Below are 23,257 nucleotides of genomic sequence, written 5' to 3' on the forward strand. Positions count from 1 at the left end.
GAATTCGCTTCTTTTGGGGGCGCGGTTCTGGTAGCCGTGCCCGAAATGTCCGAAATCACCCTCCCCTCCGTCACCACAGCCACGGGCGACCTCTGGGTGTTCGGCTATGGTTCGCTGATGTGGCGTCCGGGATTCGATTTCGAGGAGCGCCTCCCGGCGCGGCTGGTCGGCGAGCACCGGGCGCTCTGCGTCTATTCCTTCGTCCATCGCGGCACGCCGGAGAAGCCGGGCCTGGTGCTCGGGCTCGACCGCGGCGGCGCCTGCCGCGGCATCGCCTTTCGCGTCGCCGAAAAGAACCGCACTGAGGTCGTCGCTTACTTGCGGGCACGCGAGCAGGTGACCTCGGTCTATCGCGAGGTGATGCGCTCGGTCTGGCTGGAGAACGATGCGAGCCAGCGCGTCTCCGCGCTCGCCTATGTCGTCGACCGCGGCCATGTGCAATATGCCGGCCGTCTGTCGCTTGTCGAGCAGCACCGCCATGTCGTTCAGGGCCACGGCCAGTCTGGCGCCAATCGCGACTATGTCACCGCGACGGTGAAGGCGATCGAGGCCGAAGGCTTTCGCGATACGCAATTGCATCAGCTTGCGACTATGCTGCATGGGGAGGCGCATTCCCTGCACCCGCCGGCTCCCGACGATCGAGAGATCCGCTAGTTCTCCGACGGCGCGTAACTCGGCGAGGCGCCGATCAATTGCTCCTGCTCCTTGCGGCCGGCTTCGACGAGGCGGCTCGTTGCCTCTTCGATGGCCGTTTGCACACGGGAGAGAAACTCATCCTTCGGCAGGCCTGATGGCAACGGATCGAGGAATTCCACCACGAGCGTGCCGGGATAGCGCATGAAGGTGCGCCGCGGCCAGAACAGGCCGGAGTTGAGCGCGATCGGCAGACACGGCACGCCGCAGGACGAATAGATCTGCGCAAAGCCGGTCTTGTAGTCGGGCGGCGCGCCCGGCGCGCGGCGCGTGCCTTCCGGAAAGATGACGAGCTGCCTGCCCGAGCGCACCGCCTCGCGCGCCCGCCGCGTCATGTCCAAGAGCGCCTTCACGCCGGCCTTGCGGTCGATCGCGATCATCCCGGTCTTGACCAGAAACTGGCCGAACACCGGGATCTGCATGAGCTGACGCTTGAGGATGAAGATCGGACGATTGAAGAAACCGGGCAGAACGAACGTCTCCCAGAACGACTGATGCTTCGCCACGATCACCAGCGGCCCCTGCGGGATGTTCTCGACACCGCGGAATTCGACCTTGATGTTGCAGACCACGCGCATCAGGACCAGCGTCGCCTTGGCCCACCATTGCGCGACCGTCAGCATGGCGCGCGGCGGCAATGCGAAGGTCGGCAGCGCCACGATCGCGAGGCAGACCAGCACGGCGTAGAACAGCACGTTGAACACGAGCGAGCGCACGAAAATCAGGAACATCGACGATCCGATTATTTTGCCGATCAATTGGCTTGGGCGGTGGCGGGCCGCTTTGGCTGATGACCTGCAGGCTGCTCCGACATCTCGGGCGAAAGGTCAATCCCGAAATCCTCCAGCCGCACCCTGAGCTCGGCCGCGACGTACTTGACATATTCCGACAGCAGCAGCCGCAAGGTAGACGCCGAGGTCCACCACGGCTCCTCGCGCCATTTGTCGCCGACCACTGCGAATGGGATCAACGTCGTCTGCGGCATCGCATGCGAGAATTCCACCAGCGCGCGCGGCATGTGATAGTTCGAGGTGACCACGATCAGCGACTTGAACCGGCGGCCGTCGGCCCAGCGCCGCGCCTCCGCCGCATTGCCGCGGGTCGAAAGCGCGGTACGGTCGAGATCGACACAACAGGTCATGAAGGACTGGTTCTCCGGCAGGGTCCGGGAGATGTCGTTCGCCGTCGACGTCGGGTGCACGCCGGAGATCAGGAGCCGTCTGCCGTAGCCGGCAGCGAGCAGCTCCATCGCGTCGGACACCCGCGAGGAGCCGCCGGTCAGGACCACGATGCCGTCTGCCTTGCGGCTTGGGGCGATCTCGGCGCCGCGCAATTGCGACAGGAACGCGATGAAGCCCGCCGCCGCGCCGACGAAGGCGAGCGCAATCGTCGACACCACGGCCGCGCGCAGCCAGCCGCGCGGCAGGTTCGGCGATCGATCGTCGGTCGGCGAGGTCATATAGTGTCGGTGATCCCTTCCCTGAGGTGATTTTAAAAGGTTTTGAGGCGAAGTGGAGTCCGGTTTCTTCGCCCTCTCCTGCGGGAGAACGGAAGAAAGAACTCAATCCACATCGTTCAACGTCGCAAACAGGGTCTGGCGTGAGGCCACCGCGGTGATGGCGCCGATCAGCACGGCCTGGGCCGCGAGCACGATGTAGCCGGACGGCCGCAGCGAGAAGGTGCCGAGCAGCGCCGCGAACTGGTCGCCGACGGGGGTACCGGAAAACCAGCCGGCGATCGACTCGGAGAAGCCGAACACCAGCATGGCGGCGCCGCCGCCGATCACGCCGCCCTCGAGGCCGAGCCTCAGGAAATGACGCAGGAAGTGATTGGCGATGTAGCGGTCGCCGGCGCCGACGAAATGCAGCACCTCGACGATCGGACGGTTCGCCGCCATGGCGCCACGGGTCGCGAACGAGACCGAGATGATGGTGGCGATGATGACCAGCGCGAGGATGCCGAGGCCGGCGAGCACGGTGGCGTTGGTCATCGAGCGCATCCGCTCGATCCAGGCGCGGTGATCGTCGACGCTGGCACTTGGCGCGACCTGGGTCACACGCGCGCGCAAGGCGCCGAGATCGAGCAGCGTGCCGGGTTGCACACGCGCGATGATCATGCGCGGCACCGGCAGGTCGTCCATCGACAGGCCGGTGCCGAGCCAGGGCTCGAGCAGCTTGCCGCTCTCCTCCCGGGTGAACGGCTTGACCTCGACGACGCCGGCTTGCGCGCGCATCGCCTCCGTCACCGCCGCGGTGTCGCGTTCGAGATCGCGGCCGGCCTGCGGGCGAACCTGGATGGTGATTTCGCTGGCGACGTCCGACTGCCATTCCGCGGCGGAGGCGCTCACCAATAGCACCGTGCCCGTGGTCATCGACGCCAGGAAGGTCATGATGGCGACGACGGCGACCAGCGCGCGGCCCTGGATCGAGGCGCGCGGCACGATCGGCGACATGTTGCGCGCGTTGGCCGGAAGCTGCGGACGCTCCTGTCCGAGGTCGACCAACACGCCGCGCTCGTCGGTCCTACTCATAGACGTGCAACCGTCCCTGGTGCAGCACCAGCCGCCGGGCCTCGTACTGGTCCATCAGGCCGATGTCGTGGGTCGCGATGATGACGGCGGTGCCTGATTTGTTGAGTTCGATGAAAAGCCGCAGCAGGCGGCGTCCGAGCGTCGGGTCGACGCTGCCGGTCGGCTCGTCCGCGAGCAGCAGTTGCGGCCGCGAGATCACGGCGCGCGCGATCGCCGCGCGCTGCTTCTCGCCGCCCGACAGGATCGGCGGCAGCGCGTCCATGCGGTCGCCAAGCCCGACCCAGCGCAGCAAGTCGATCACCTCCTTGCGGTAGCTCGACTCGCTGCGGCCCATGACGCGGAACGGCAGCGCGACGTTCTCATAGGTCGTCATGTGATCGAGCAGGCGGAAATCCTGCAGCACGATGCCGATGCGCTTGCGCAGATCGGCGATCTCGTCCTTGCCGAGACGCGAGATGTCGTGGCCGAACAGATTGACGAGTCCCCGCGTCGGTCGGTGCGACAGGAACAACAGGCGCAGCAGCGAGGTCTTGCCGGCACCCGAGGGGCCGGTGAGAAACTGGAACGAATGCGCCGGGATCTGGAAGCTGAGGTCGCGCAGGATCTCCGGCCCCAGACCGTAACGCAATCCGACATTTTCGAACCGAACCAAGCTCAGCTCCGTTCGAGAGGGGACGCGGGTCGCACTGCTGCGCTCCGCCATATGCGACCAACGGGTTTTGCCGCCGTTATGGTTTCCGGTTCGTTAACGGTCGCCTTGTAGCATCCAGGCTGCCCGGTTCGGCGCGACTGGGTCATCGTCGAGGCCCGTCCATGCATATCGTCTGCCCCCATTGTATGACATCCTACGCCATCAAGCTCGCGAGCCTTGGGGCGAACGGACGGGCGGTCCGCTGTTCCCGCTGCAAGGAGACCTGGATCGCCCATGCCGAGGATGCCATCGAGGAGGCATCCGTCCCGGCCATGGCCGCCGCCAGCCAGGCCGACGACCAGACCGACCTCGCCGAGCAGTGGAACTCCTATGCCAAGGACGACGGCGCCACGGATGCGCCCGTCGTCGACAGCCCATCGATTGCCAGCGACTGGCCCGACGAAGAGGCCTCCAAGGAAATCGAGGACGAGTGGTCCGCGGCGGCCCGGGAGGCCGAGGAGGAGGTCGTCGGCGCGCAGCACCAGTCCTGGTTCCGCGGTCTGTTCCCCCGCCGCGGCGCGCGGGTGAGCCGTCCGGTCGCGACTGCGTCGCCCAAAAAATCTCATTTCGGCCTGCCGACCGCCTGCGCTGCCATGGGCGCGCTGGTGCTGGCGCTGGTGATCTGGCGCGGCGACATGGTGCGGCTGCTGCCGCAGACCGCCGCTTTCTACAAGATGGTCGGGCTCGAGGTGAACCTGCGGGGCCTCGCCTTCAAGGACGTGAAGCTGTCCAGCGAGACCGTTGACGGTAAGCAGGTGCTGGTGATCGAGGGTGTGATCGTCGGCGAGGGCAAGAAGCCGCTCGACATTCCGCGGCTGCGCTTCGCCGTCCGCGACGGGCAAGGCGCGGAGATCTACGCCTGGAATACGGTGCTGGAGCAGACCGTGCTGCGGCCCGGCGAGCGCGCCTTCTTCCGCTCCCGCCTGGCCTCGCCGCCGCCGGAAGGCCGCAATATCGACGTTCGCTTCTTCAACCGGCGCGACATTGCCGGCGGCAGCGTATGATCGCGCCGCCCGGTACCGAGGTTGGTTCGAAAGTTGGTCCCATGCCGAAGATCTTGATCGCCGATGACGAAGATTCGATGCGCACGCTGGTGGCGCGCGCCATCGCCATGGACGGGCACGAAACGGTCACCGCGCAGGACGGCGCCGAGGCGCTGGAGATCCTGACCCGCGAGGATGGCGCCTTCGACCTTCTGCTCACCGACATCCAGATGCCCGTGATGGACGGCATCGCGCTGGCGCTCTCCGCCGCGCGCGATTTTCCCGATTTGACCATCTTGCTGATGACCGGCTTTGCCGACCAGCGCGAGCGCGCCTCGAACCTCAATGCGCTGGTGCACGACGTCGTGACAAAACCGTTCTCGGTCGCCGACATCCGCACCGCCGTGGCGGACGCGCTGGCGGCGAAGAAGGGGTAGCGGGCGACAGCCACACATTCCACCGTCATGCCTTGACCGGGGCATCCAGTACGCCGCGGCCTCTCGGTTCAATCACTGCTGTCTCTGGAATACTGGATCGCCCGGTCTTCGCCGGGCGATGACAGTGGGGCCTCAAAAATCCTTCAGCAGCCGCTCGATGTAATCGAGCTCGATCTGCGGACGCGAGCTGTCGCCGAGGCGGCGGCGGAGCTCTTCGAGGATGCGGCGAACGCGCTGGGCGTCGATCTCGCCCGGGATCTTGACGGTGTAGTCGTCGCTGAGATCGCGGCCGTGAAGCGGGCGCCCGAGCGGATCGGTCTGATTGCCGCCGCTCTGCTGACGGCCGGCCCGATTGCCGGGACCATCGCCCTGCCCGTCGCCATCGCCCTGCTGCATCGCCTCGGCCATCTTCTGCGCGCCCTTGCGCATCGCGTCGAGGGCCTTGCCCTGGGAGTCCACGGCGCCATCGGCATTGCCTTCGCCGAGCTTCGAGCCGGCATCGCCCATGGCACCGTCGGCGGCATCGAGGCTGCCATCATCATCGCCCTGGTCGCCGTCCTGATCGCCGCTCTGGCCCGGATCGCCCTGCTGGCCTTTCTGACCCTGCTGACCCTTCTGGCCTTTCTGTCCCTTCTGCGCGAGGCCGCGCTTGGCGAGCTCGTCCTGCAGCTTCTTCAGGCGGTCGCGCAGCGACTGCTGATCCTGCTGCAGGTCCGACATCGACTGGTCGCCCTGCTGCTTGCCGCGCGAACGGTCACGCCGGGAATCCTGGCCCTGCTTGAAAGTCTTGTCGCGCAATTGCTGCTGCTTGCGGATCATGTCGCTGAGCTCGTTGAGCGCCTGCTCCATCTCGCTCTCACCGGATTGCCCGGGCTGCGCCATCTGGAGATTTTCCATGATCTGCGCGAGCTGCTCGAGCATGCGCTGGGCCGCCTCTTTATTGCCCTCGCGCGCCGCCTTCTCGATCTGCCGCAGCAGGTCGTCCAGATCGCGCTGCGTGATGACGGAACGATCGCGATTGGAGGACTGGCTTCTTTCCGTGGCGCGCTTGTACTCCTCGAGCTTCTGAATGGCGTCGGACTGGTTGTTCAGGCTCTTCCCGGATTCCTTCTGCCTGAGGCTGTCGCCGGATTCCTGCATCGCCTTTTCCGCGCTGTCGAGCAGCGCATCGGGATCCTGATCCAGCTGAGCCGCGGCCGGCGAGACACCGCCCAACAGCATGGCGAGGCAGGCGATCGACATCGCCTTCAAGACTGGCACGGGTGCTAGCTTCCGCATTTCCGGTCCCGCGTAAACTGGTTGGTCCTGTCGTCCCCCGCCTTGTTGGCACGGTTGTTCGCCGACTTGCGATAGGCCTGAAGCTGCTCGCGCAAGACGTCCTGCTGCTGCGCCAGCTCGGCGAGCTGCTCGGGCGTCGCGTGCTGGGTCTTTTGTCGCAGCTCGACTGCCTTGTCGAGGATGAGCTGGACCTCCGCCGGGAACGGCTGCCGGGCGCCGAGCGGATTCTGCTCGGCGCGGCGGGCGAGATCGCGCACCTTGCCGGCCATGGCCTCGCGCAGCTTCTGCGTCAGCACCCTGAGCTCGTCCTCGCTGGCGCCGCGGTCCAGCGCCGCCTTGAGCGCATCCTGCGCCGAGCGCAGCGCGGCGTTGACGCTTCCCGCGACGCCGTCGTCCTCGATGGTCGTCGCGAAGGCCCACATGCTCGCCACCACGTTGCGCAGCGCATCGTCGGTGCGGGCAGCCTCGAGCTGGCTCGCCAGACTCCGGAGGCCGAGATAACAGCCGGCATCCGGCGTGAACAATTCGGGTGCGATCATCAACGCGTCGAGGGCAGTGTAGACGTCGGAATTCCTGTTGGCGTCAAGCGCGAGGATGCGGCGCTGCTCGATCAGCGCGCGCGCGAGCGAGTTGGTGAACAGGCGCTCGGGCAAGCGCATGTTGAATGGTTCGCTCCTGGCCTCGTTGCCGGCCTCGTCCTTGGCGGTGAGCGTCAGCGTGACGTCGGCGCCGGCATAGGGGTCCTCGCTGAGGTCCTTCACGGTCTGGCCGACACCGTTGCGGGTGCGCGCGTTTGGCAGCACGAGCGGGAATTGCGGCGGCTGGAACAGCGGACGCGCCGCGGCCTTGCCGTCGGAATCCTTGCTGCCATCCTTGCTACCATCCTTGGCGTCGGCGGGGCGCAGGGCAATGTGGGCATCCGCGCCGGTCACGCCGTAATCGTCCTCGATCTTGTAGGAGAGCTGGAGCCCGCCGCGCGCCTGGCGCTCGGGATCCTTGGCGAGCGCGATCGTCGGCGCGCGGTCCGGCGTGGCCGCAAACGCCCATTGCGGCTGGCCGGAGGGCGCGCGGACATGCGCGGTACCATCTGCGGTGATGGTGAAATGCTTCTCGTTGGTGCCCTTGGGCGCGGCTTCCGCGGGAGCGACCTCCTTGAGGCCGCCGGAGACGACGACATCCAGGCTGCCGCCGGAGGAGCGCACGATCAGGGTCGAGCCGGCGGGAACGGCAAGCGGCCCGGCGGCGGGCAGCGCCGCGGCCTCCTTGTTGGCGGCCGACAGGATGACCGGCGGCTTGCCGGTGTAGAGCGGCGGAGTGACCCAGGCATCGACGCGAACATTCGCCGGCGCCAGCACGCCGTTCCAGTCGAAGGCGGCCCCGAGCCGCATCGCGCGCTCGTCGCCGGCGGCGAAGAAGGTCGCGACCAGCATCACCATGACCAGCGCGCGCAGCGCCCAGGGATCATGCAGCGCGAGCCGCGGATGGGGCAGGCCGGCGCGGATGCGCTTGAGCGAGGCCAGCGTACGCTCGCGCTGCGCCTGCCACAGCGCCTGTGCGACCGGGTCCTGCGAGGACAACGTGTCCGTCAGCGTCGTGGCCGGCCGGTGACGGATGCCGGAGCCACGATCGAGCCGGCTGAGGGCCTGCTCGCGGCTCGGCCAGCGGAAGCGAATCAAGGGAAACAGGACCGCAATTGCGATGCCGGCGAAAACGACGAGACCGATGGCACGGGCAACGAACGGCAGCGCCAGCCAGAGGCCGGCCCAGGACACCACCAGGAACAGGCCGACGACGGTCAGAAGCCGCGCCAAATTCGGCCAGGCACGCTCCCACGCGATGGCATAAATGGCCCGATCGAGGGCCTGCGCCAGCTTCAGCCGCGACAGAGCATCGCTGTTGCGGATCGGGTCTGACGGGTCGGGGGTGACGCCGTTCAATCAACTCTCCAGGTTGCCCGGTAGAGAAGCCTATCACAACGGCAGCACTGAGGCATCCGTTCCGGTACGGGAGACACCCCTTTTCCCGCATAACACGAGGACGTGACTGGCCCGCGGCAACCCCGTAATTTCCGCGCCGCCCCGAGGGAGATGAGAGGAAACGCCATGGACAAGAAGATGCACGACAAGGGCCTGGAAGTCCGCAAAGCGGTGCTGGGCGAGACCTATGTCAACAACGCCCTGAAGAACGTCGACGATTTCAACCGCCCGTTCCAGGAGATGCTGAACGAATATTGCTGGGGCACGGTGTGGGGCCGCGAGGAGCTGCCGCGCAAGACCCGCAGCATGCTCAACATCGCCATGATCGCGATCCTCAACCGCCAGCACGAATTTCGCGCGCATCTGAAGGGCGCGCTCACCAATGGCGTCAGCCGCGAGGAGATCCGCGAGATCCTGATGCAGGTCGCGATCTATGGCGGCATGCCCGCCGCAGTCGACAGCTTCCGCATCGCGCGCGAGGTGTTTGCGGAGATCGACGGCAAGGCGTGAGCTAAACCAACCGCTATTGCGAGCGAAGCGAAGCAATCCAGAAACCCCTCCGCGGAAACATTCCGGATTGCCCCGTCGCTTCGCTCCTCGCAGTGACGAGGAAGAGGAAACAACACCATGGACATTGGATTCATCGGGCTCGGAAACATGGGTTTCCCGATGGCACGGCGGCTGATCGAGGCGGGACACAAGCTCGTCGTGTTCGACACGCGCAAGGAGGTCACGGATAAGCTCACAGCGCTCGGCGCGACGGCGGCGACATCGCCGAAGGACGTCGCCGATCAGGTCGAGACCGTGATGGCAAGCCTGCCCTCGCTGCAAGCCTCGCTCGAAGTCGCAACGGGAGCGAACGGCGTCATCGAGGGCAGCCGCGCAAAACGCTTCATCGACCTCTCCACCGTCGGCTCGGCGATGGCCGTGACAATTCACGACCTGCTCGCCAAGCGCAACATCGTGCAGATCGACTGCCCCGTCTCCGGCGGCGTCGGCGGCGCCGAGAAGGGCACGCTGGCGGTGATGGTCTCTGGGCCGAGAGCGGAATTCGAGCTGCTCAAGCCCGCGCTCGACGTGATCGGAAAGGTGTTCTTCATCGGCGAGAAGCCCGGCGCCGCGCAGACCATGAAGCTCGCCAACAATTTCCTGTCGGCCACCGCGATCGTGGCGACGTCGGAAGCGGTCGTGATGGGCGTGAAAGCCGGGCTTGATCCCGCCGTCATGATCGACGTCATCAATGCCGGATCCGGCATGAACACCGCGAGCCGCGACAAGTTTCCACGCTCGGTGCTGCCGCGCAGCTTCGATTTCGGCTTTGCCGCGGGACTGATGGTGAAGGACGTGCGGCTGGCGCTGGAGGAGATGAAGCAGCTCGGCCTGTCGATGGAGGTCGCGGACGCGGTCGGGCGGTTGTGGGAGACCGTGATCAGCGCGGAAGGCGCCGAGTCCGATTTCACCGCGGCGATCAAGCCGATCGAGAAGAAGGCGGGGGTGGTGGTGGGCGAAAAAAAATAACGCCAAACCCGTAGCCCGGATGGAGCGCAGCGTAATCCGGGGTTGTTACGGCTCGGCGAGAACCCGGATTTCGCTGCGCTCCATCCGGGCTACGATCACCGCCTCACAGCCACGGCGCGGGCGTATCCATCGCGATCAGCTGCTCGACCTCGATGCGCGGACGGACCACGGCGGACTGATCGTCCTTCACCAGCACCTCCGGCACCAGCGGCCTGGTGTTGTACGTGCCGGCCTGCACCGCGCCGTAGGCGCCGGCGGTCATGATCGCGAGGAGATCACCGGGCTTGGGCGTCGGCAGCGTGCGGTCGAGCGCGAGATAGTCGCCGGTCTCGCAGACCGGGCCGACGACGTCGGCCATGATGGTGGCCGCGCCCGGGGCGGGCTGCGTCACCGGCAGGATGTCGTGATGCGCCTCGTACAGCGTCGGGCGGATGAGGTCGTTCATGGCGGCGTCGATGATGACGAAATTCTTGCCGTCGCCATGCTTCACATAGATCACCTTGGCGACCAGGATGCCGGCATTGCCGACGATCATGCGGCCCGGCTCGAACATCAGCGTACAGCCGAGATTGTGGCTGACGCGCTTGACCATGGCGGCATAGGCCGCCGGCGCCGGCGGCGCCTCGCGGTCCATGTAATAGGGAATGCCGAGGCCGCCGCCGAAATCGACATGGGAGATGTTGTGGCCGTCGGCGCGCAGCGTCTGCACGAATTCGGAGAGGATGCGGAAGGCGATCTCCATGCCGGAGAGATCGGTGATCTGGCTGCCGATATGCACGTCGGTGCCTGTTACCTCGATGCCCGGGAGTTTCGCGGCGCGGGCATAGACCTCTCGCGCATGCACGATCGGGATGCCGAACTTGTTCTCGGACTTGCCGGTGGAAATCTTGGCGTGGGTGCCGGCGTCGACATCGGGATTGACACGGAGCGAGATGCGCGCGGTCTTGCCCGTCTCGGTCGCAAGGCGCGACAGCAGCTCGAGCTCGGGCTCGGATTCGACGTTGAGACAGAGGATGTCGGCGGCGAGCGCGGCGCGCAGCTCTTGTTCGGTCTTGCCGACACCGGAGAACAGGATCTTGTTCGGCGGAATGCCGGCGGCCAGCGCGCGCTTCAACTCGCCGCCGGAGACCACGTCGGCGCCGGCGCCGAGCTTAGCCAGCGTGCGCAGCACCGACTGGTTGGAGTTCGCCTTCATGGCGTAGCAGACCAGCACCTTCTCGCCGGCGAAAGCCTCGGTGAAGACGCGGTAGTGCCGCTCCAGCGTCGCGGTCGAATAGCAATAGAACGGCGTGCCGATGGTTGCGGCCAGCTCGGACAGGTTCACCGCCTCGGCGTGCAGCACGCCGTTGCGATAGTCGAAATGGTTCATGACGCAGGCTCGGTTGTCCCGGCTTATTTCTTGCCGGGAGGTTCGTCCAGGAGCGGATCGAGAATGAACGGTTTCTTCCTGCCCTTGGCCGCCGCGGGCGCGGCATCCGCACCGTAGGTGGGATTGAACACGCTCGGCGTCCTCTGGGCCTCAGTCTCGGTGTCGGTTGGCGCAGCACCGTTGGCCGTGGGCGCGTTGGCGGTCGGCGGCAAATCCAGCGGGCCCTTGCGGCCGCAGCCGGCAAGCGCAAGCGCCGTCAGGCTCAAGACAATGATGGCCCACCCCGAGCCGGCCGGGCGAAACTTTGACGTCACGACGAAATCCCCACTACGCGGGGCGCACCATACAGAGATAAGCGCGCTCTGGCGAGAGCCGGATGACCATGAAACATAAGCGAAATTTTGCCCTCAGCCCAATTTTCGCTCTTTTTCCAGCCGCTTCGCCCAGGCCTTGGCCTGCGACGCCACGTTCTTCGGCGCGGTGCCGCCGAAGCTGGTGCGGCTCTTCACCGACGATTCGACCGAGAGCACGCCGAGCACGTCCTTGGTGATTTTTGGCTCGATCGCCTGCATCTCCTTGAGCGGCAGCTCGTGCAGGGCGACGCCGCCCTCGGCGGCCTTGGCGACGATGCGGCCGGTGACGTGATGGGCGTCGCGGAACGGCATTTTCAATGTCCGCACCAGCCAGTCGGCAAGGTCGGTCGCGGTGGAATAGCCCTCGCCTGCGGCGGCCTTCATCCTGGCTTCATCAGGCACGAGGTCGCGGACCATGCCGGTCATGGCGCGGATTGCGAGCGACAGCGCGGCAAAGCCCTCCATGGCGCCCTGCTTGTCCTCCTGCATGTCCTTTTGATAGGCGAGCGGCAGGCCCTTCATCACGATCAACAGACCGTTGAGCGCGCCGATGACGCGGCCGGTCTTGGCGCGCACCAGCTCGGCGGCATCCGGATTGCGCTTCTGCGGCATGATGGAGGAGCCGGTGGTGAACTTGTCGCTGAGGCGGATCATGCCGACCAGCGGCGAGGTCCAGATCACGATCTCCTCGGCAAAGCGCGACATGTGCACGGCGCAGATCGAGGCGGCCGACAATGTCTCCAGCACGAAGTCGCGGTCGGAGACCGCGTCTAGCGAGTTCGCCATCGGGCGGTCGAAGGCAAGCGCCTTCGCGGTGGCGTGACGGTCGATCGGGAACGAGGTGCCGGCCAGTGCGGCAGCGCCGAGCGGGGATTCATTCAGCCGCTTGCGCGCATCCTGGAAACGGCCGCGATCGCGCGCGGCCATCTCGACATAGGCGAGCAGATGATGGCCGAAGGTCACGGGCTGCGCGGTCTGCAGATGCGTGAAGCCGGGCATCACGGTTGCGGCATGCTCCAGCGCGCGATTGACCAGCGCGGCCTGGAACGCGGCGAGCGCCGCGTCGGTCTCGTCGATGATGTCACGGACGTAGAGACGGAAATCGGTCGCGACCTGGTCGTTGCGCGAGCGCGCGGTGTGCAGGCGGCCGGCGGCGGGGCCGATCAGCTCGGACAGGCGGCTCTCGACATTCATGTGAATGTCCTCGAGCGCGCGCTTGAACTCGAAGCCGCCCTTGCCGATCTCTGACAAAATCGTGTCTAGACCCTTGCCGATATTTTTCGCATCAGAGCCCGTGATGATGCCCTTCGCGGCAAGCATCGCAGCGTGGGCCTTGGACGCGGCAATGTCCTGGGCGAAGAGGTGACGATCGACGTCGATGGAGACGTTGATCTCTTCCATGATCTCGTCGGGACGTTCCGAGAACCGGCCGCCCCACATCTTGTTGCTCATGATCCCCTGCTCACGCCTTGATTTGCCGCACGTTTGCTGGCCGCCGCCAGCCGTATTAAGAGGCCCCTGATAGCCATATCTGCGACCGGATGACAAACGATATGCTCGACAAGAAGCCCTCCGCCACGCGCCGGGTCCCCCTCATCATCGCCACCGTGGCGGTCGGAGGGCTGGCCGGCTTCGCCGCGCTGTACGGACTGGGCCTGAGCCGGGCCCCATCAGGCGATCCGGCCTGCCGGGCGGCAGTGGCTACGGCGCAGAAAATCGCCCCGCTCGCGCATGGCGAGGTGGCGGCGCTGACCATGGCGAGTGCGCCGCTGAAGCTGCCCGACCTCGCCTTCGAGGATGCCGACGGCAAGCCGAAAAAACTGTCCGATTTCCGCGGCAAGACGCTGCTGGTGAACCTCTGGGCCACCTGGTGCGTGCCATGCCGGAAGGAAATGCCGGCGCTGGACGAGCTCCAGGGCAAGCTGTCGGGCCCGAATTTCGAGGTGGTGGCGATCAATATCGACACCCGCGACCCCGAGAAGCCGAAAACCTTCCTGAAAGAGGCCAATCTGACCCGGCTCGGCTATTTTAGCGACCAGAAAGCCAAGGTTTTTCAGGATCTTAAGGTCATAGGCCGGGCGCTGGGCATGCCGACCTCGGTGCTGGTCGATCCGCAAGGCTGCGAGATTGCGACGATCGCGGGGCCGGCGGAATGGGCGAGCGAGGACGCGCTCAAGCTGATCCGGGCGGCGACGGGCAAGGCCGCCGCGGCGCTCTAGGGATTTTCAGGCGGTGACGTTGAGATTGCCGCCGACGCCGGCACCGACATTGGCCAGCGAAGGCTGCCCGGCACCCATCAGCGTCAGGACGGTGGATTTTTCCATATCCATGTTCTGCTTGGTCAGCGTCGCCGAGATATTCGACTGCAGCGCGCCTTGCTGAGCGGCCAGCATGGTGCTGACCATTGCCATCATGTCCATTACGCGAACCCTCTTACCGGCTGCAGCCTAGGCGCGAGGGGTTAATAGGACATGAATTGTCACTGGACCGTGGTGTGGCCTCTTGTCTGTGTCCCGGACGCGGCGCGGCACGAAGTGACGCACCGCAGAGCCGGGACCCATGCTTCAGCGTGCACGAGGCTCCTGGGCCCCGGCTCTGCAGCGCATCGCTGACGCGCTGCGCAGCGTCCGGGGCACGAAACCGCCTTAGCGCGTCGGAACCGGCTTGGCGCCGCGGTAGTCGTAGAAGCCGCGCTGGGTCTTGCGGCCGAGCCAACCGGCCTCGACATATTTCACCAGCAGCGGGCACGGGCGGTACTTGGAATCGGCCAGCCCCTCATGCAGCACCTGCATGATGGAGAGGCAGGTATCGAGGCCAATGAAATCGGCCAGCTCCAGCGGGCCCATCGGATGGTGGGCGCCGAGCTTCATGGCCGCGTCGATCGCCTCCACGTTGCCGACGCCTTCATACAGCGTGTAGATCGCCTCGTTGATCATCGGCAGCAGGATGCGGTTGACGATGAAGGCCGGGAAATCCTCGGAGACCGCGACCTGCTTGCCGAGCTTGGCGACGAATTCCTTGGACGCCTCGAAGGTCTGGTCGTCGGTGGCGATGCCGCGGATCAGCTCCACCAGCTCCATCAGGGGCACCGGATTCATGAAGTGAATGCCGATGAAGCGCTCCGGCCGGTCGGTGGCGGCGGCAAGCCGGGTGATCGAGATCGAGGACGTATCGGAGGCGACGATCGCCTCGGGCTTCAACACGGCGCAGAGCTCGTGGAAGATCTTGCGCTTGACCTCTTCCTTCTCGACCGCGGTCTCGATCACGAGGTCGCAATCGGCGAGGTCGTCCAGCTTCTCGGCGGACGTGATGCGCGCCATCGCCTTGGCCTTGTCGTCCTCGGAAACGGCCTTCTTGGAGACCTGGCGCGCCAGATTACCGTTGATGGTGGCCATGCCCGACTTGAGGCGATCAACCGAAATGTCGTTGAGCACCACGTCGAAGCCGGCCAGCGCCGCAACATGCGCGATGCCATTGCCCATCTGACCCGCGCCGATCACGCCGACCTTCTTGATCACTGCCGCCATCTTGTCATCCACCGGAACGGCGCGCGACGAGCGCGCCTGCCTATCCCCCGAGCCGGGAGGTCTGATTTGATCAGAAGCTTGATTTAATCAGAACCCGGGCTCGAAACCTAGATTGGATCGCTTCCCCGGCGTGCCCCACGCCAAAGAAAACGCTTCAGAAATGAAACACCGGCCGGAGTTTATGCCTCCGGCCGGTGTTTTTGGCGTCTTTTATTTGCCGAGCTTGCCGAGTTCGGCCGTCAGCTCCGGAACCGCCTGGTAGAGATCGGCGACCAGACCGTAATCCGCAACCTGGAAGATCGGCGCGTCCTCATCCTTGTTGATCGCGACGATCACCTTGGAGTCCTTCATGCCGGCCAGATGCTGGATCGCGCCGGAAATGCCGACGGCGACATAGAGCTCGGGGGCCACGACTTTGCCGGTCTGGCCGACCTGCCAGTCGTTCGGCGCATAGCCGGCGTCGACCGCCGCACGCGAGGCACCGACACCGGCGCCGAGCTTGTCGGCGAGCGGCTCGATGTACTTGGCAAAATTCTCGCGGCTCTGCATGGCGCGGCCACCGGAGACGATGATCTTGGCCGAGGTCAGCTCGGGACGGTCGCTCTTGGCGACCTCCTCGCCGATGAAGGACGACAGGGCCGGATCGGCCGCCGCAGCGACGGTCTCGACCGCCGCGCTGCCGCCCTCGCCCGCTGCGGCGAAGGTCGAGGTCCGCACCGTGATGACCTTCTTGGCGTCCTTGGACTTCACCGTCTGGATCGCGTTGCCGGCATAGATCGGGCGCTCATAGGTGTCGGGGGCGACCACCTTGATGATCTCCGAGACCTGCATGACGTCGAGCAGGGCGGCGACGCGCGGCATCACGTTCTTGAAGCGCGAGGTCGCGGGCGCGACGATCGCATCGTAGCCGGAGGCCAGCGAAACGATCAGCGCGGCCAGCGGCTCGGCGAGATCGTGGGCGTAGAGCTCGCCGTCGGCGAGCAAGACCTTCTTGACGCCGGCAAGCTTGGCAGCGGCATCCGCCGCGGCCTTGGCGTTCTGGCCGGCAACGAGGACCTCGACGTCCGCGCCGAGCGCGGCGGCCGCGGTCAGGGCCTTGTTGGTCGCATCCTTGAGCGACGCATTGTCGTGTTCGGCAATCAGCAGCGTCGTCATCAGAGCACCCCGGCTTCGTTCTTGAGTTTCGACACCAGCTCGGCGACGTCCTTGACCTTGACGCCCGCCTTGCGGCCGGCCGGCTCCGTCGTCTTGACGACCTCGAGACGCGGAGCGACGTCGACGCCGTAGTCGGCGACGGTTTTGTCCGCGATCGGCTTCTTCTTGGCCTTCATGATGTTCGGCAGCGAGGCATAGCGCGGCTCGTTGAGACGCAGATCGGTGGTGACGATCGTCGGTCCCTTCAGCTTCACGGTCTGGAGACCGCCATCGACTTCGCGAGTGACCTTGAAGTCAGAACCTTCGACCTCGAGCTTCGAAGCGAAGGTTGCCTGCGACCAGCCGAGCAGCGCAGCCAGCATCTGGCCGGTCTGATTACTGTCGTCGTCGATCGCCTGCTTGCCGAGAATGATCAGGCCGGGCTGCTCTTCTTCAGCAACCTTCTTCAGGATCTTGGCGACCGCGAGCGGCTCGACGGTGCCCTCGGCCTTCACCAGGATGCCGCGATCGGCGCCCATGGCAAGACCCGTGCGGATCGTCTCCGACGCCTGCGCAGGTCCAATCGAGACCACCACGACTTCGGTCGCCTTGCCGGCTTCCTTCAGGCGCAGCGCTTCCTCAACCGCGATTTCGTCGAACGGGTTCATCGACATCTTGACGTTGGCGAGTTCAACGCCCGATCCATCGCCCTTGACGCGGACCTTGACGTTGTAATCGACCACCCGCTTTACCGGCACTAAGACCTTCATCGATCCTCTTTCACTCAATTTGGGAGGGGGGTTATCAACTGGCGCGGAACCTAAAGGCCCGATCTGCCCCGGTCAACGCGCGAACGAGCCTAATTTTAGCCCTCTGAAATGCGAGAGCTCGATGGGTCAGCGGTTCTGGCCCGGAACCCAGAGCACGTCGCCGGCGCCATTCCCGTTGGCGGCTCGGCTGGCCACGAACAGGAAGTCCGACAGGCGGTTCATATATTGGATGCCAGCTGCGCTGACCTGCTCCCCGGGTCGGGCCGCCAGTTCCACGATCACCCGTTCCGCCCTGCGGCATATCGTGCGCGCCACATGGAGATAGGCAGCAGTCGGCGTGCCGCCGGGAAGCACGAAGGAGGTCAGCGGCGCGAGCCTGTCGTTGAGCGCATCGATGTCGCGCTCGAGCCGTTCGACCTGGCTCGCCAGCACCCGCAGGCGCTCGGCTTTGCCGTCACGTTCCGGAACCGCAAGGTCGGCGCCGAGATCGAACAGATCGTTCTGGATGCGGCCCAGCATCGCGTCGAGCTCGGGGGCATCCTGGGTATGGAGCCGCACCACGCCGATCGCGGCATTGGTTTCGTCGACCGTGCCGTAGGCCTCGATACGCAGATCGTATTTTGGACGGCGCTCGCCCGAGCCGAGGGCCGTCGTGCCGTCGTCACCGGTCTTCGTGTAGATGCGATTCAGTACGACCATGATTACCGCCCCATCGCCCAGACCGCGAGCATTGCGATGACGATCGCCACGAACTGAAGCAGCACGCGCCAGCGCATCAGCTTCTGCGAAATGTTGGGCGAGCCGCCGCGCATCATGTTGATGAGCCCAAGCAGCAGCACCAACGCCACGGCGCCGGCTGCCGCCGGCAGGATGAAAGTTGTCAGGAGAGATGCCATTGGGCGGTGATAACACCGAGCGCGCCGGTCCGCCATGGTGCCGCGGCGGCCTCCGGCGTCATTCCGGGGCGATGCGAAGCGTCGAGCCCGGAATCCAACGGGCCACCCCTACTGCGGCGAAATGGATTCTCAGATGCGCAATTGCGCATCATAGCGCGCGCTACGCGCGCCCCGGAATGACAGCGAGGCGCTTCGCGAACTGGCTTTTGGGGCAAGAATATCAGATGGTAGCGCGATGATTTTCGATTTGCGCCCATTGCCTATTCTCCTGACCTCTCCCTACGTGCGGGGAGAGCGAGCAGCGCTGTAGGTGCCACGTGAAAGCCATCCGCTACATTTACTGCGTGTTGGAGGATGCGTTCTACACGTTCCTGGCCGACGACGGCTGGGCGATCGCGAGCCATATCGCGCTGTCGACGTTGATGGCGCTGTTCCCGTTCCTGATCGTGCTGACCTCGCTCGCGGGCTTCTTCGGCTCCAAGGAACTCGCCGACCAGGCCGCCAGCCTGATGCTGCAGATCTGGCCCAAGCAAGTCGCCGATTCGATCTCGGGCGAGGTGCATGACGTGCTGACCACGACCCGCACCGGCATTCTGACGATCGGCGCGGCGCTGTCGGTCTATTTCGCCTCCAACGGCGTCGAGGCGCTCCGGGTCGCACTCAACCGCGCCTATGCGGTGGTGGAGATGCGGCGCTGGTACTGGCTGCGGCTGGAATCGATCCTCTACACGCTGATTGCGGCTTTCACGGCGCTCGCCATGGCGTTCCTGATCGTGCTCGGTCCGCTCCTGATCGAAGCGGCGCGGCGCCATATTCCGCTGTTCGTCGAATCCAACGAAAGCATCCTCACCTGGCTGCGCTACGGCATCACCATCAGTGCGCTGGTGGTGGCGCTGATCATCCTGCACGTCTGGCTGCCGGCGGGTCGGCGCGGCTTCGTCCAGATCCTGCCCGGCATCGTCTTCACCATCGTGGCGTCGCTGATCTCCGGCATCGTGTTCGGACAATATCTGGCGCGCTTCGCCAACAATTACGTGACCATGTATGCGGGGCTCGCCTCGGTGATCATCGCGCTGGTGTTCCTGTATTTCATCGCCGCGATCTTCGTTTACGGCGGCGAGCTCAATGCCGCGATCATCAAGTCGCGGCTTCCTCACGGCGTGTCGCTTCAAGCAGCGCAGTCGCTAGCGCCCGCGGAGACACAGGCTTAACCAGGAAGGCGTCGGCGCCGGCCTCGCGCGAGGCCGCCTCGTCCTCGCCGCGACCGGACACCCCGATGATCGGGATCTGAGCCAGCGGGGCCTCCATGGTGCGGATCCGCCTGATGGCCTCGACGCCGTCGATGCCCGGCAGCACCATATCCATCAGCACCGCATCGAACGCGCCTTGCGCCAGCCGGCCGACAGCGTCCTCGCCGCGCCCGATGAACTCGGCATGATGGCCGAGCTCGGTCAGAATCGTGTTGAGCACGACGCGGCCGAACGGATTGTCCTCGACGCTGAGGACGCGCAGCGCCGCGACCGCATCTGCCTCGGCTTCACCCTTCGCCTTGCGGGATTTGCGCGGTCCCGCCGCATCGAGCGACACCGTCAGCGTGAAGGTAGCACCACCTCCGCGGCGCGGTGCGACGGTGATGTCGCCGCCCATCGCGCGCGCCAATTGCTTGACCGAGGACAGCCCTAAGCCGGCGCCGCCGAAGCGCGAGGCAATGGTGACATTGGCCTGGGTAAACGGACGGAACAGCCGCTTGATCTCGGCCATGGTGAGACCGATGCCGCTGTCGGACACCGCGAAGGCGACGCCGACCCTGCCCTTCTCTTTTGGCTTGCCCTTCGTTTTGCCTTTGGCAGGACGCCAGGGCGCGACCTCGAGCGCCACGCCGCCCTGGTCAGTGAACTTCACGGCGTTGTCGATCAGGTTCTCGAGCGCGGCGCGCAGGCGGACGGGATCGCCGACCACGAGGCCCGGCAGCTTGTCGGAGATCTCGACCTGGGCCTGGAGACCCTTGGCCGCGGCACGCCCGGCCAGTGAATCGCCGGCGCTGCGGGCAAGCGTGCGCAGGTCGAACAGGTCCTGCCGCAGCGTACTTCCGGCCTTGCCGGCCCCCTTGCCGGTACGGGCGGCATCCACGAACAGCGTGGCAAGGCTCGCCAGATGCTCGGCACCGGCCTTGATGGTGTCGGCCCAGCGCCGTTCCCGCTCGCCAAGATCGGAGGTCGCGAGCAGGTCGCTGATCGCAAGAATGCCGGTCAGGGGGGTGCGGACCTCATGGGCAAAAGCGGCGAGCGCCGCCTGGACCACGTCCGGGGCGACCGCCTTGGTGCTGCGCTTGCGCAACCCACCGGCCGTCCCGGACCGCTTCCGAGGCGGTCGCCTGGACGTCCGCGTGGTGCGCGCTGGGCGCGTTTTCGCCGCCATAAATCCCCTTCGAAGTGTCCCCTTCGAACCCCGGGCTGTCAGCCAAGCATGGCACGGCGGAACCCCCGGAGTCACGGCGGCGTTTCGCTAACCCCCAGAGAAACTTAACCTAATCCCACCAGCTGACGGATGCCGGCAGGCGTCATGCCGGCCGCGCGCAAGGCGCGCAGACCGGTCGAGCCGCTCGATTTCGACAGCTTCCGCCCCTCGCTGTCGCAAATCAGCCGGTGATGACGGTAGGCGGGTTCGGGCAGGCCGAGCAGGACCTGGAGCAGGCGGTGGACGGCGGTGGCGTGAAACAGGTCCTGGCCCCGCACGATCTCGCTGACGCCCTGGCGCGCGTCATCGACGACGACGGACAAATGGTAGCTGGTCGGCGTCTCCTTGCGCGCCAGGATGACGTCACCCCAGGCCTCGGGCCGCGCCGGGACGGTGCCGCGCTCGCCATCAGGCCCCTCGCCGAGCTCATTCCAGGTCAGGCCGGCGACGCGCCGACAGGCGGCCGCCATGTCGAGCCGCAGCGCGTAGGGCATGCCCGAAGCGATCAGGCGCGCCCGCGCGTCGGCAGGCAGCGATTTGGACTCGCCGGGATAAAGCGGCGCGCCGTCGGGATCACGCGGCCACGGGCCGTCCGCCTCACGCGCGAAGACGAGCTTTGCGATCTCGGCGCGGCTTTCGAAGGCGGGATAGATGAGCCCAAGCGCCGACAGCTTGTCCAGCGCGGCGCGAAAATCGGCGAGATGCTCCGACTGTCGCCGCACCGGCGTCTCCCAGTCGATCCCGAGCCAGGCGAGATCCTCGTAGATCGCCGCCTCGAATTCCGGCCGGCAGCGCGTCGCATCGATGTCCTCGATCCGCAGCAACAACCGGCCGCCCGACTCGCGAGCGCGGTCGAAATTAAGGAGCGCCGAATAGGCGTGGCCGAGATGGAGGTGGCCGTTCGGGCTCGGGGCGAATCGGAAAACGGGTGGCGCCATCATATCAAACTCGTCATGGCCGGGCTCGACCCGGCCATCCATCTTCCAAGGACTCTGTTACGATAGGAGATGGATGCGCGGGTCAAGCCCGCGCATGACGTCGAAGAGAGCTTGCCGATCGCATGACCATCCATCTCGAAACCCAATCCGATCTCGAAGAGGCCGTCCAAGCGCTGATCAAGCGCGATCCCCGCCTCAAACCCGTATTCGAGATCGCGGGCATGCCAGCCTTGCGGCGGCGCGAGCCGGGTTTTGCGGGCCTTGCCCACATCGTCTGCGGCCAGCAGCTCTCGACCGCGAGCGCCGCGGCAATCTGGGGACGGCTGTCGGCCGCCTTCGATCCGTTCGACCACGATGCGGTGCGCCGGGCCCGCACTGACCGGCTCGGGCGGCTCGGCCTGTCGGCCGCCAAGATCAAGACGCTGAAGCATCTTGCACGCGAGATCGGCGCGCAGCGGCTGAACCTCGACGTGCTCGCCGAGGAGGATGCCGACGCCGCGCACCACACGCTGATCGCGCTGCCCGGCATCGGCCCCTGGACCGCGGACGTCTATCTGTTGTTCTGCCTCGGCCATGGCGATGCCTGGCCCGCCGGCGACCTCGCCGTGCAGGAGGCTATCCGCGTCGGGCTCGGCCTTCAGGCAAGGCCGACGGAAAAGCAGATGGCGCCGCTCGCCGAACCCTGGCGTCCCCTGCGCGGCGCGGCGGCGCATTTGTGGTGGAGCTATTATCGCGCGGTGAAGAAGCGCGAGGGCGTGCTCGCCGGCGGCTCGGCCTAGCCCCGCAGCCTCGCGCGGTCGGCCCGGGCGCATTCGGCGACGAAATCCACGACGGCACGCACCGCCGGAAGCTCGACGAGGTCGGGATGGGCCAGCAGCCACAGGTCCGCCACGCTGGCGAGCTTTTGCGGGGCGACGCGCACAAGGTCGGGATAGCTTTCCGCGACGAAGCAGGAGAGCGCCGAGATCCCAATCCCGGCGCGGACCGCCGCCAGCATGTCGCCCTGGGAAGAGCAGCGCATCACCACCCTGGCCTGCCGCGTGACAACGTCGCTCCAGCGCGCAAGCTGCGCATTGGACGCCTGGTCGGCGAAGCCCACGACGCTATGCTCCTTCCACTCGCCGCGCCGTTCAGGCAAGGAACGCCCCGCGGCATAATCGCGCGAGGCATAGAATCCGGTCCCAAGGCGGCCGATCTTGCGGCCGACCAGGTTTTCCTCGCCGCTGTCGAAAGGCCGTAGCACCACGTCCGCCTCACGCCGGCGCACGCTCGCCGGAAACGGGTGGGTGATGAGCTCGAGCTGGACATGATCGTGCGCACGCAGGAAGCTTGGCAGGCGCGGCATCAGCCAATGCGAGGCCAGCGTCGCGCCGATCGAAAGCTTGACGACGCCGCGTGCCTTATGTCCTCCGGCCGCAACCGCAGTCTCGGCCCGCAGCGCCGCCGCCGCCATGGCCTCGGCGTGCTCGCGCAATGTCCGTCCATCCGCCGTCAGCGCCAGGCCGTCGGCGGCGCGCGCCACCAACCTGGTGCCGAGCTGAGCTTCCAGCGCCGCGATCTTGCGGCTGACGGTCGGATGGCTGGTGTGCAGCCGGCGGGCGGCGGCGGTGAAGCTTCCGGTATCGGCGACCGCGACGAAGGTCTTGCAAAGATCCCAGTCCAATCGGCATCCCCGTTCATATCTGAATAGCTATCCGTTCATTATTG

26 protein-coding genes are annotated in these 23,257 nt (G+C 66.1%); 8 read left to right on the top strand and 18 right to left on the bottom strand.

The features are described 5' to 3' along the window. Positions 1–45 precede the first annotated feature (45 nt). Positions 46–654: a gamma-glutamylcyclotransferase gene (locus tag RAD04_RS18350; RefSeq protein WP_461624876.1), complete on the top strand. Its 609-nt coding sequence runs from the start codon at positions 46–48 to the stop codon at positions 652–654. On the opposite strand, the gene RAD04_RS18355 is transcribed toward RAD04_RS18350, so the two are convergent. The 4 genes from RAD04_RS18355 to ftsE form a co-directional block, all read right to left on the bottom strand. Continuing rightward, positions 651–1,424 (bottom strand): lysophospholipid acyltransferase family protein, encoded by a 774-nt coding sequence (locus RAD04_RS18355; RefSeq protein WP_461624877.1) that lies wholly within the window; start codon positions 1,422–1,424, stop codon positions 651–653. The genes RAD04_RS18350 and RAD04_RS18355 overlap by 4 nt on opposite strands. Positions 1,425–1,447: 23 nt before the next feature. Then, the gene (locus tag RAD04_RS18360) at positions 1,448–2,152 is read right to left on the bottom strand and encodes a YdcF family protein (RefSeq protein ID WP_461624878.1); all 705 of its coding nucleotides are present in this window, start codon (positions 2,150–2,152) and stop codon (positions 1,448–1,450) included. Between the two features lie 102 nt (positions 2,153–2,254). Then, positions 2,255–3,223: a cell division protein FtsX gene (locus tag RAD04_RS18365; protein ID WP_018316252.1), complete on the bottom strand. Its 969-nt coding sequence runs from the start codon at positions 3,221–3,223 to the stop codon at positions 2,255–2,257. Continuing rightward, on the bottom strand, positions 3,216–3,875 hold the full coding sequence (gene ftsE / locus RAD04_RS18370; protein ID WP_020508614.1) for a cell division ATP-binding protein FtsE: 660 nt from the start codon (positions 3,873–3,875) through the stop codon (positions 3,216–3,218). The genes RAD04_RS18365 and ftsE overlap by 8 nt, the downstream gene beginning before the upstream one ends. 161 nt (positions 3,876–4,036) lie before the next feature. Between ftsE and RAD04_RS18375 the strand changes: the two genes are divergently transcribed. Both RAD04_RS18375 and RAD04_RS18380 read left to right on the top strand, forming a co-directional pair. Beyond that, positions 4,037–4,918 carry an MJ0042-type zinc finger domain-containing protein gene (locus RAD04_RS18375; protein WP_461624879.1) on the top strand — a complete coding sequence of 294 codons (882 nt, stop codon included), beginning with the start codon at positions 4,037–4,039 and terminating at the stop codon, positions 4,916–4,918. A gap of 41 nt (positions 4,919–4,959) precedes the next feature. Further along, complete coding sequence (locus RAD04_RS18380) at positions 4,960–5,334, top strand: response regulator (protein WP_025033579.1); 375 nt, start codon at positions 4,960–4,962, stop codon at positions 5,332–5,334. A 132-nt stretch (positions 5,335–5,466) separates the two neighbouring features. Here RAD04_RS18380 and RAD04_RS18385 read toward each other — a convergent pair whose 3' ends face one another. Both RAD04_RS18385 and RAD04_RS18390 read right to left on the bottom strand, forming a co-directional pair. Next, complete coding sequence (locus tag RAD04_RS18385; protein WP_461624880.1) at positions 5,467–6,612, bottom strand: DUF4175 family protein; 1,146 nt, start codon at positions 6,610–6,612, stop codon at positions 5,467–5,469. Then, positions 6,600–8,549: a TIGR02302 family protein gene (locus RAD04_RS18390; protein ID WP_461624881.1), complete on the bottom strand. Its 1,950-nt coding sequence runs from the start codon at positions 8,547–8,549 to the stop codon at positions 6,600–6,602. The genes RAD04_RS18385 and RAD04_RS18390 overlap by 13 nt, the downstream gene beginning before the upstream one ends. A 165-nt stretch (positions 8,550–8,714) precedes the next feature. On the opposite strand from RAD04_RS18390, the gene RAD04_RS18395 reads away from it, so the two are divergent. Beyond that, on the top strand, positions 8,715–9,098 hold the full coding sequence (locus RAD04_RS18395; RefSeq protein WP_461624882.1) for a carboxymuconolactone decarboxylase family protein: 384 nt from the start codon (positions 8,715–8,717) through the stop codon (positions 9,096–9,098). 117 nt (positions 9,099–9,215) lie between these two features. Further along, positions 9,216–10,106: an NAD(P)-dependent oxidoreductase gene (locus RAD04_RS18400; RefSeq protein ID WP_461624883.1), complete on the top strand. Its 891-nt coding sequence runs from the start codon at positions 9,216–9,218 to the stop codon at positions 10,104–10,106. 103 nt (positions 10,107–10,209) lie between these two features. On the opposite strand, the gene lysA is transcribed toward RAD04_RS18400, so the two are convergent. The 3 genes from lysA to argH form a co-directional block, all read right to left on the bottom strand. Beyond that, a complete protein-coding gene (gene lysA / locus RAD04_RS18405) occupies positions 10,210–11,475 on the bottom strand; it encodes a diaminopimelate decarboxylase (RefSeq protein WP_461624884.1) in 1,266 nt (421 codons plus the stop codon). 23 nt (positions 11,476–11,498) lie between these two features. After that, the gene (gene lptM / locus RAD04_RS18410; protein ID WP_038948523.1) at positions 11,499–11,789 is read right to left on the bottom strand and encodes an LPS translocon maturation chaperone LptM; all 291 of its coding nucleotides are present in this window, start codon (positions 11,787–11,789) and stop codon (positions 11,499–11,501) included. Between the two features lie 93 nt (positions 11,790–11,882). Then, positions 11,883–13,280: an argininosuccinate lyase gene (gene argH, locus RAD04_RS18415; RefSeq protein WP_461624885.1), complete on the bottom strand. Its 1,398-nt coding sequence runs from the start codon at positions 13,278–13,280 to the stop codon at positions 11,883–11,885. A 101-nt stretch (positions 13,281–13,381) separates the two neighbouring features. Here argH and tlpA point away from each other — a divergent pair, with 101 nt between their 5' ends. After that, positions 13,382–14,047 carry a thiol:disulfide interchange protein TlpA gene (gene tlpA / locus RAD04_RS18420; RefSeq protein WP_461624886.1) on the top strand — a complete coding sequence of 222 codons (666 nt, stop codon included), beginning with the start codon at positions 13,382–13,384 and terminating at the stop codon, positions 14,045–14,047. 6 nt (positions 14,048–14,053) lie between these two features. Here tlpA and RAD04_RS18425 read toward each other — a convergent pair whose 3' ends face one another. The 6 genes from RAD04_RS18425 to RAD04_RS18450 form a co-directional block, all read right to left on the bottom strand. Next, the gene (locus RAD04_RS18425; protein ID WP_091960250.1) at positions 14,054–14,248 is read right to left on the bottom strand and encodes a hypothetical protein; all 195 of its coding nucleotides are present in this window, start codon (positions 14,246–14,248) and stop codon (positions 14,054–14,056) included. A 225-nt stretch (positions 14,249–14,473) separates the two neighbouring features. Further along, on the bottom strand, positions 14,474–15,355 hold the full coding sequence (locus RAD04_RS18430; protein WP_461624887.1) for a 3-hydroxybutyryl-CoA dehydrogenase: 882 nt from the start codon (positions 15,353–15,355) through the stop codon (positions 14,474–14,476). A gap of 210 nt (positions 15,356–15,565) precedes the next feature. Further along, positions 15,566–16,510, bottom strand: a complete 945-nt coding sequence (locus tag RAD04_RS18435; RefSeq protein WP_018316266.1) for an electron transfer flavoprotein subunit alpha/FixB family protein — start codon at positions 16,508–16,510, stop codon at positions 15,566–15,568. Next, positions 16,510–17,259: an electron transfer flavoprotein subunit beta/FixA family protein gene (locus RAD04_RS18440; protein ID WP_018316267.1), complete on the bottom strand. Its 750-nt coding sequence runs from the start codon at positions 17,257–17,259 to the stop codon at positions 16,510–16,512. Before RAD04_RS18440 ends, RAD04_RS18435 begins: the two co-directional genes overlap by 1 nt. A 126-nt stretch (positions 17,260–17,385) precedes the next feature. Next, positions 17,386–17,958, bottom strand: a complete 573-nt coding sequence (locus tag RAD04_RS18445) for a cob(I)yrinic acid a,c-diamide adenosyltransferase (RefSeq protein WP_461624888.1) — start codon at positions 17,956–17,958, stop codon at positions 17,386–17,388. A 2-nt stretch (positions 17,959–17,960) separates the two neighbouring features. Then, the gene (locus RAD04_RS18450; RefSeq protein ID WP_091960239.1) at positions 17,961–18,155 is read right to left on the bottom strand and encodes a twin transmembrane helix small protein; all 195 of its coding nucleotides are present in this window, start codon (positions 18,153–18,155) and stop codon (positions 17,961–17,963) included. 317 nt (positions 18,156–18,472) lie between these two features. Here RAD04_RS18450 and RAD04_RS18455 point away from each other — a divergent pair, with 317 nt between their 5' ends. After that, positions 18,473–19,366 (top strand): YihY/virulence factor BrkB family protein, encoded by an 894-nt coding sequence (locus RAD04_RS18455; protein ID WP_461624889.1) that lies wholly within the window; start codon positions 18,473–18,475, stop codon positions 19,364–19,366. Here the strand turns inward: RAD04_RS18455 and RAD04_RS18460 are convergent. Further along, complete coding sequence (locus RAD04_RS18460; RefSeq protein ID WP_461624890.1) at positions 19,293–20,573, bottom strand: ATP-binding protein; 1,281 nt, start codon at positions 20,571–20,573, stop codon at positions 19,293–19,295. The genes RAD04_RS18455 and RAD04_RS18460 overlap by 74 nt on opposite strands. Positions 20,574–20,677: 104 nt before the next feature. Beyond that, complete coding sequence (gluQRS, locus tag RAD04_RS18465) at positions 20,678–21,550, bottom strand: tRNA glutamyl-Q(34) synthetase GluQRS (protein ID WP_461625026.1); 873 nt, start codon at positions 21,548–21,550, stop codon at positions 20,678–20,680. 122 nt (positions 21,551–21,672) lie between these two features. Here gluQRS and RAD04_RS18470 point away from each other — a divergent pair, with 122 nt between their 5' ends. Next, the gene (locus RAD04_RS18470) at positions 21,673–22,329 is read left to right on the top strand and encodes a DNA-3-methyladenine glycosylase family protein (protein WP_461624891.1); all 657 of its coding nucleotides are present in this window, start codon (positions 21,673–21,675) and stop codon (positions 22,327–22,329) included. On the opposite strand, the gene RAD04_RS18475 is transcribed toward RAD04_RS18470, so the two are convergent. Continuing rightward, positions 22,326–23,213 (bottom strand): LysR family transcriptional regulator, encoded by an 888-nt coding sequence (locus RAD04_RS18475; RefSeq protein WP_461624892.1) that lies wholly within the window; start codon positions 23,211–23,213, stop codon positions 22,326–22,328. The genes RAD04_RS18470 and RAD04_RS18475 overlap by 4 nt on opposite strands. Positions 23,214–23,257: the final 44 nt, after the last annotated feature.

Source organism: Bradyrhizobium sp. 25ACV, from assembly GCF_054863005.1.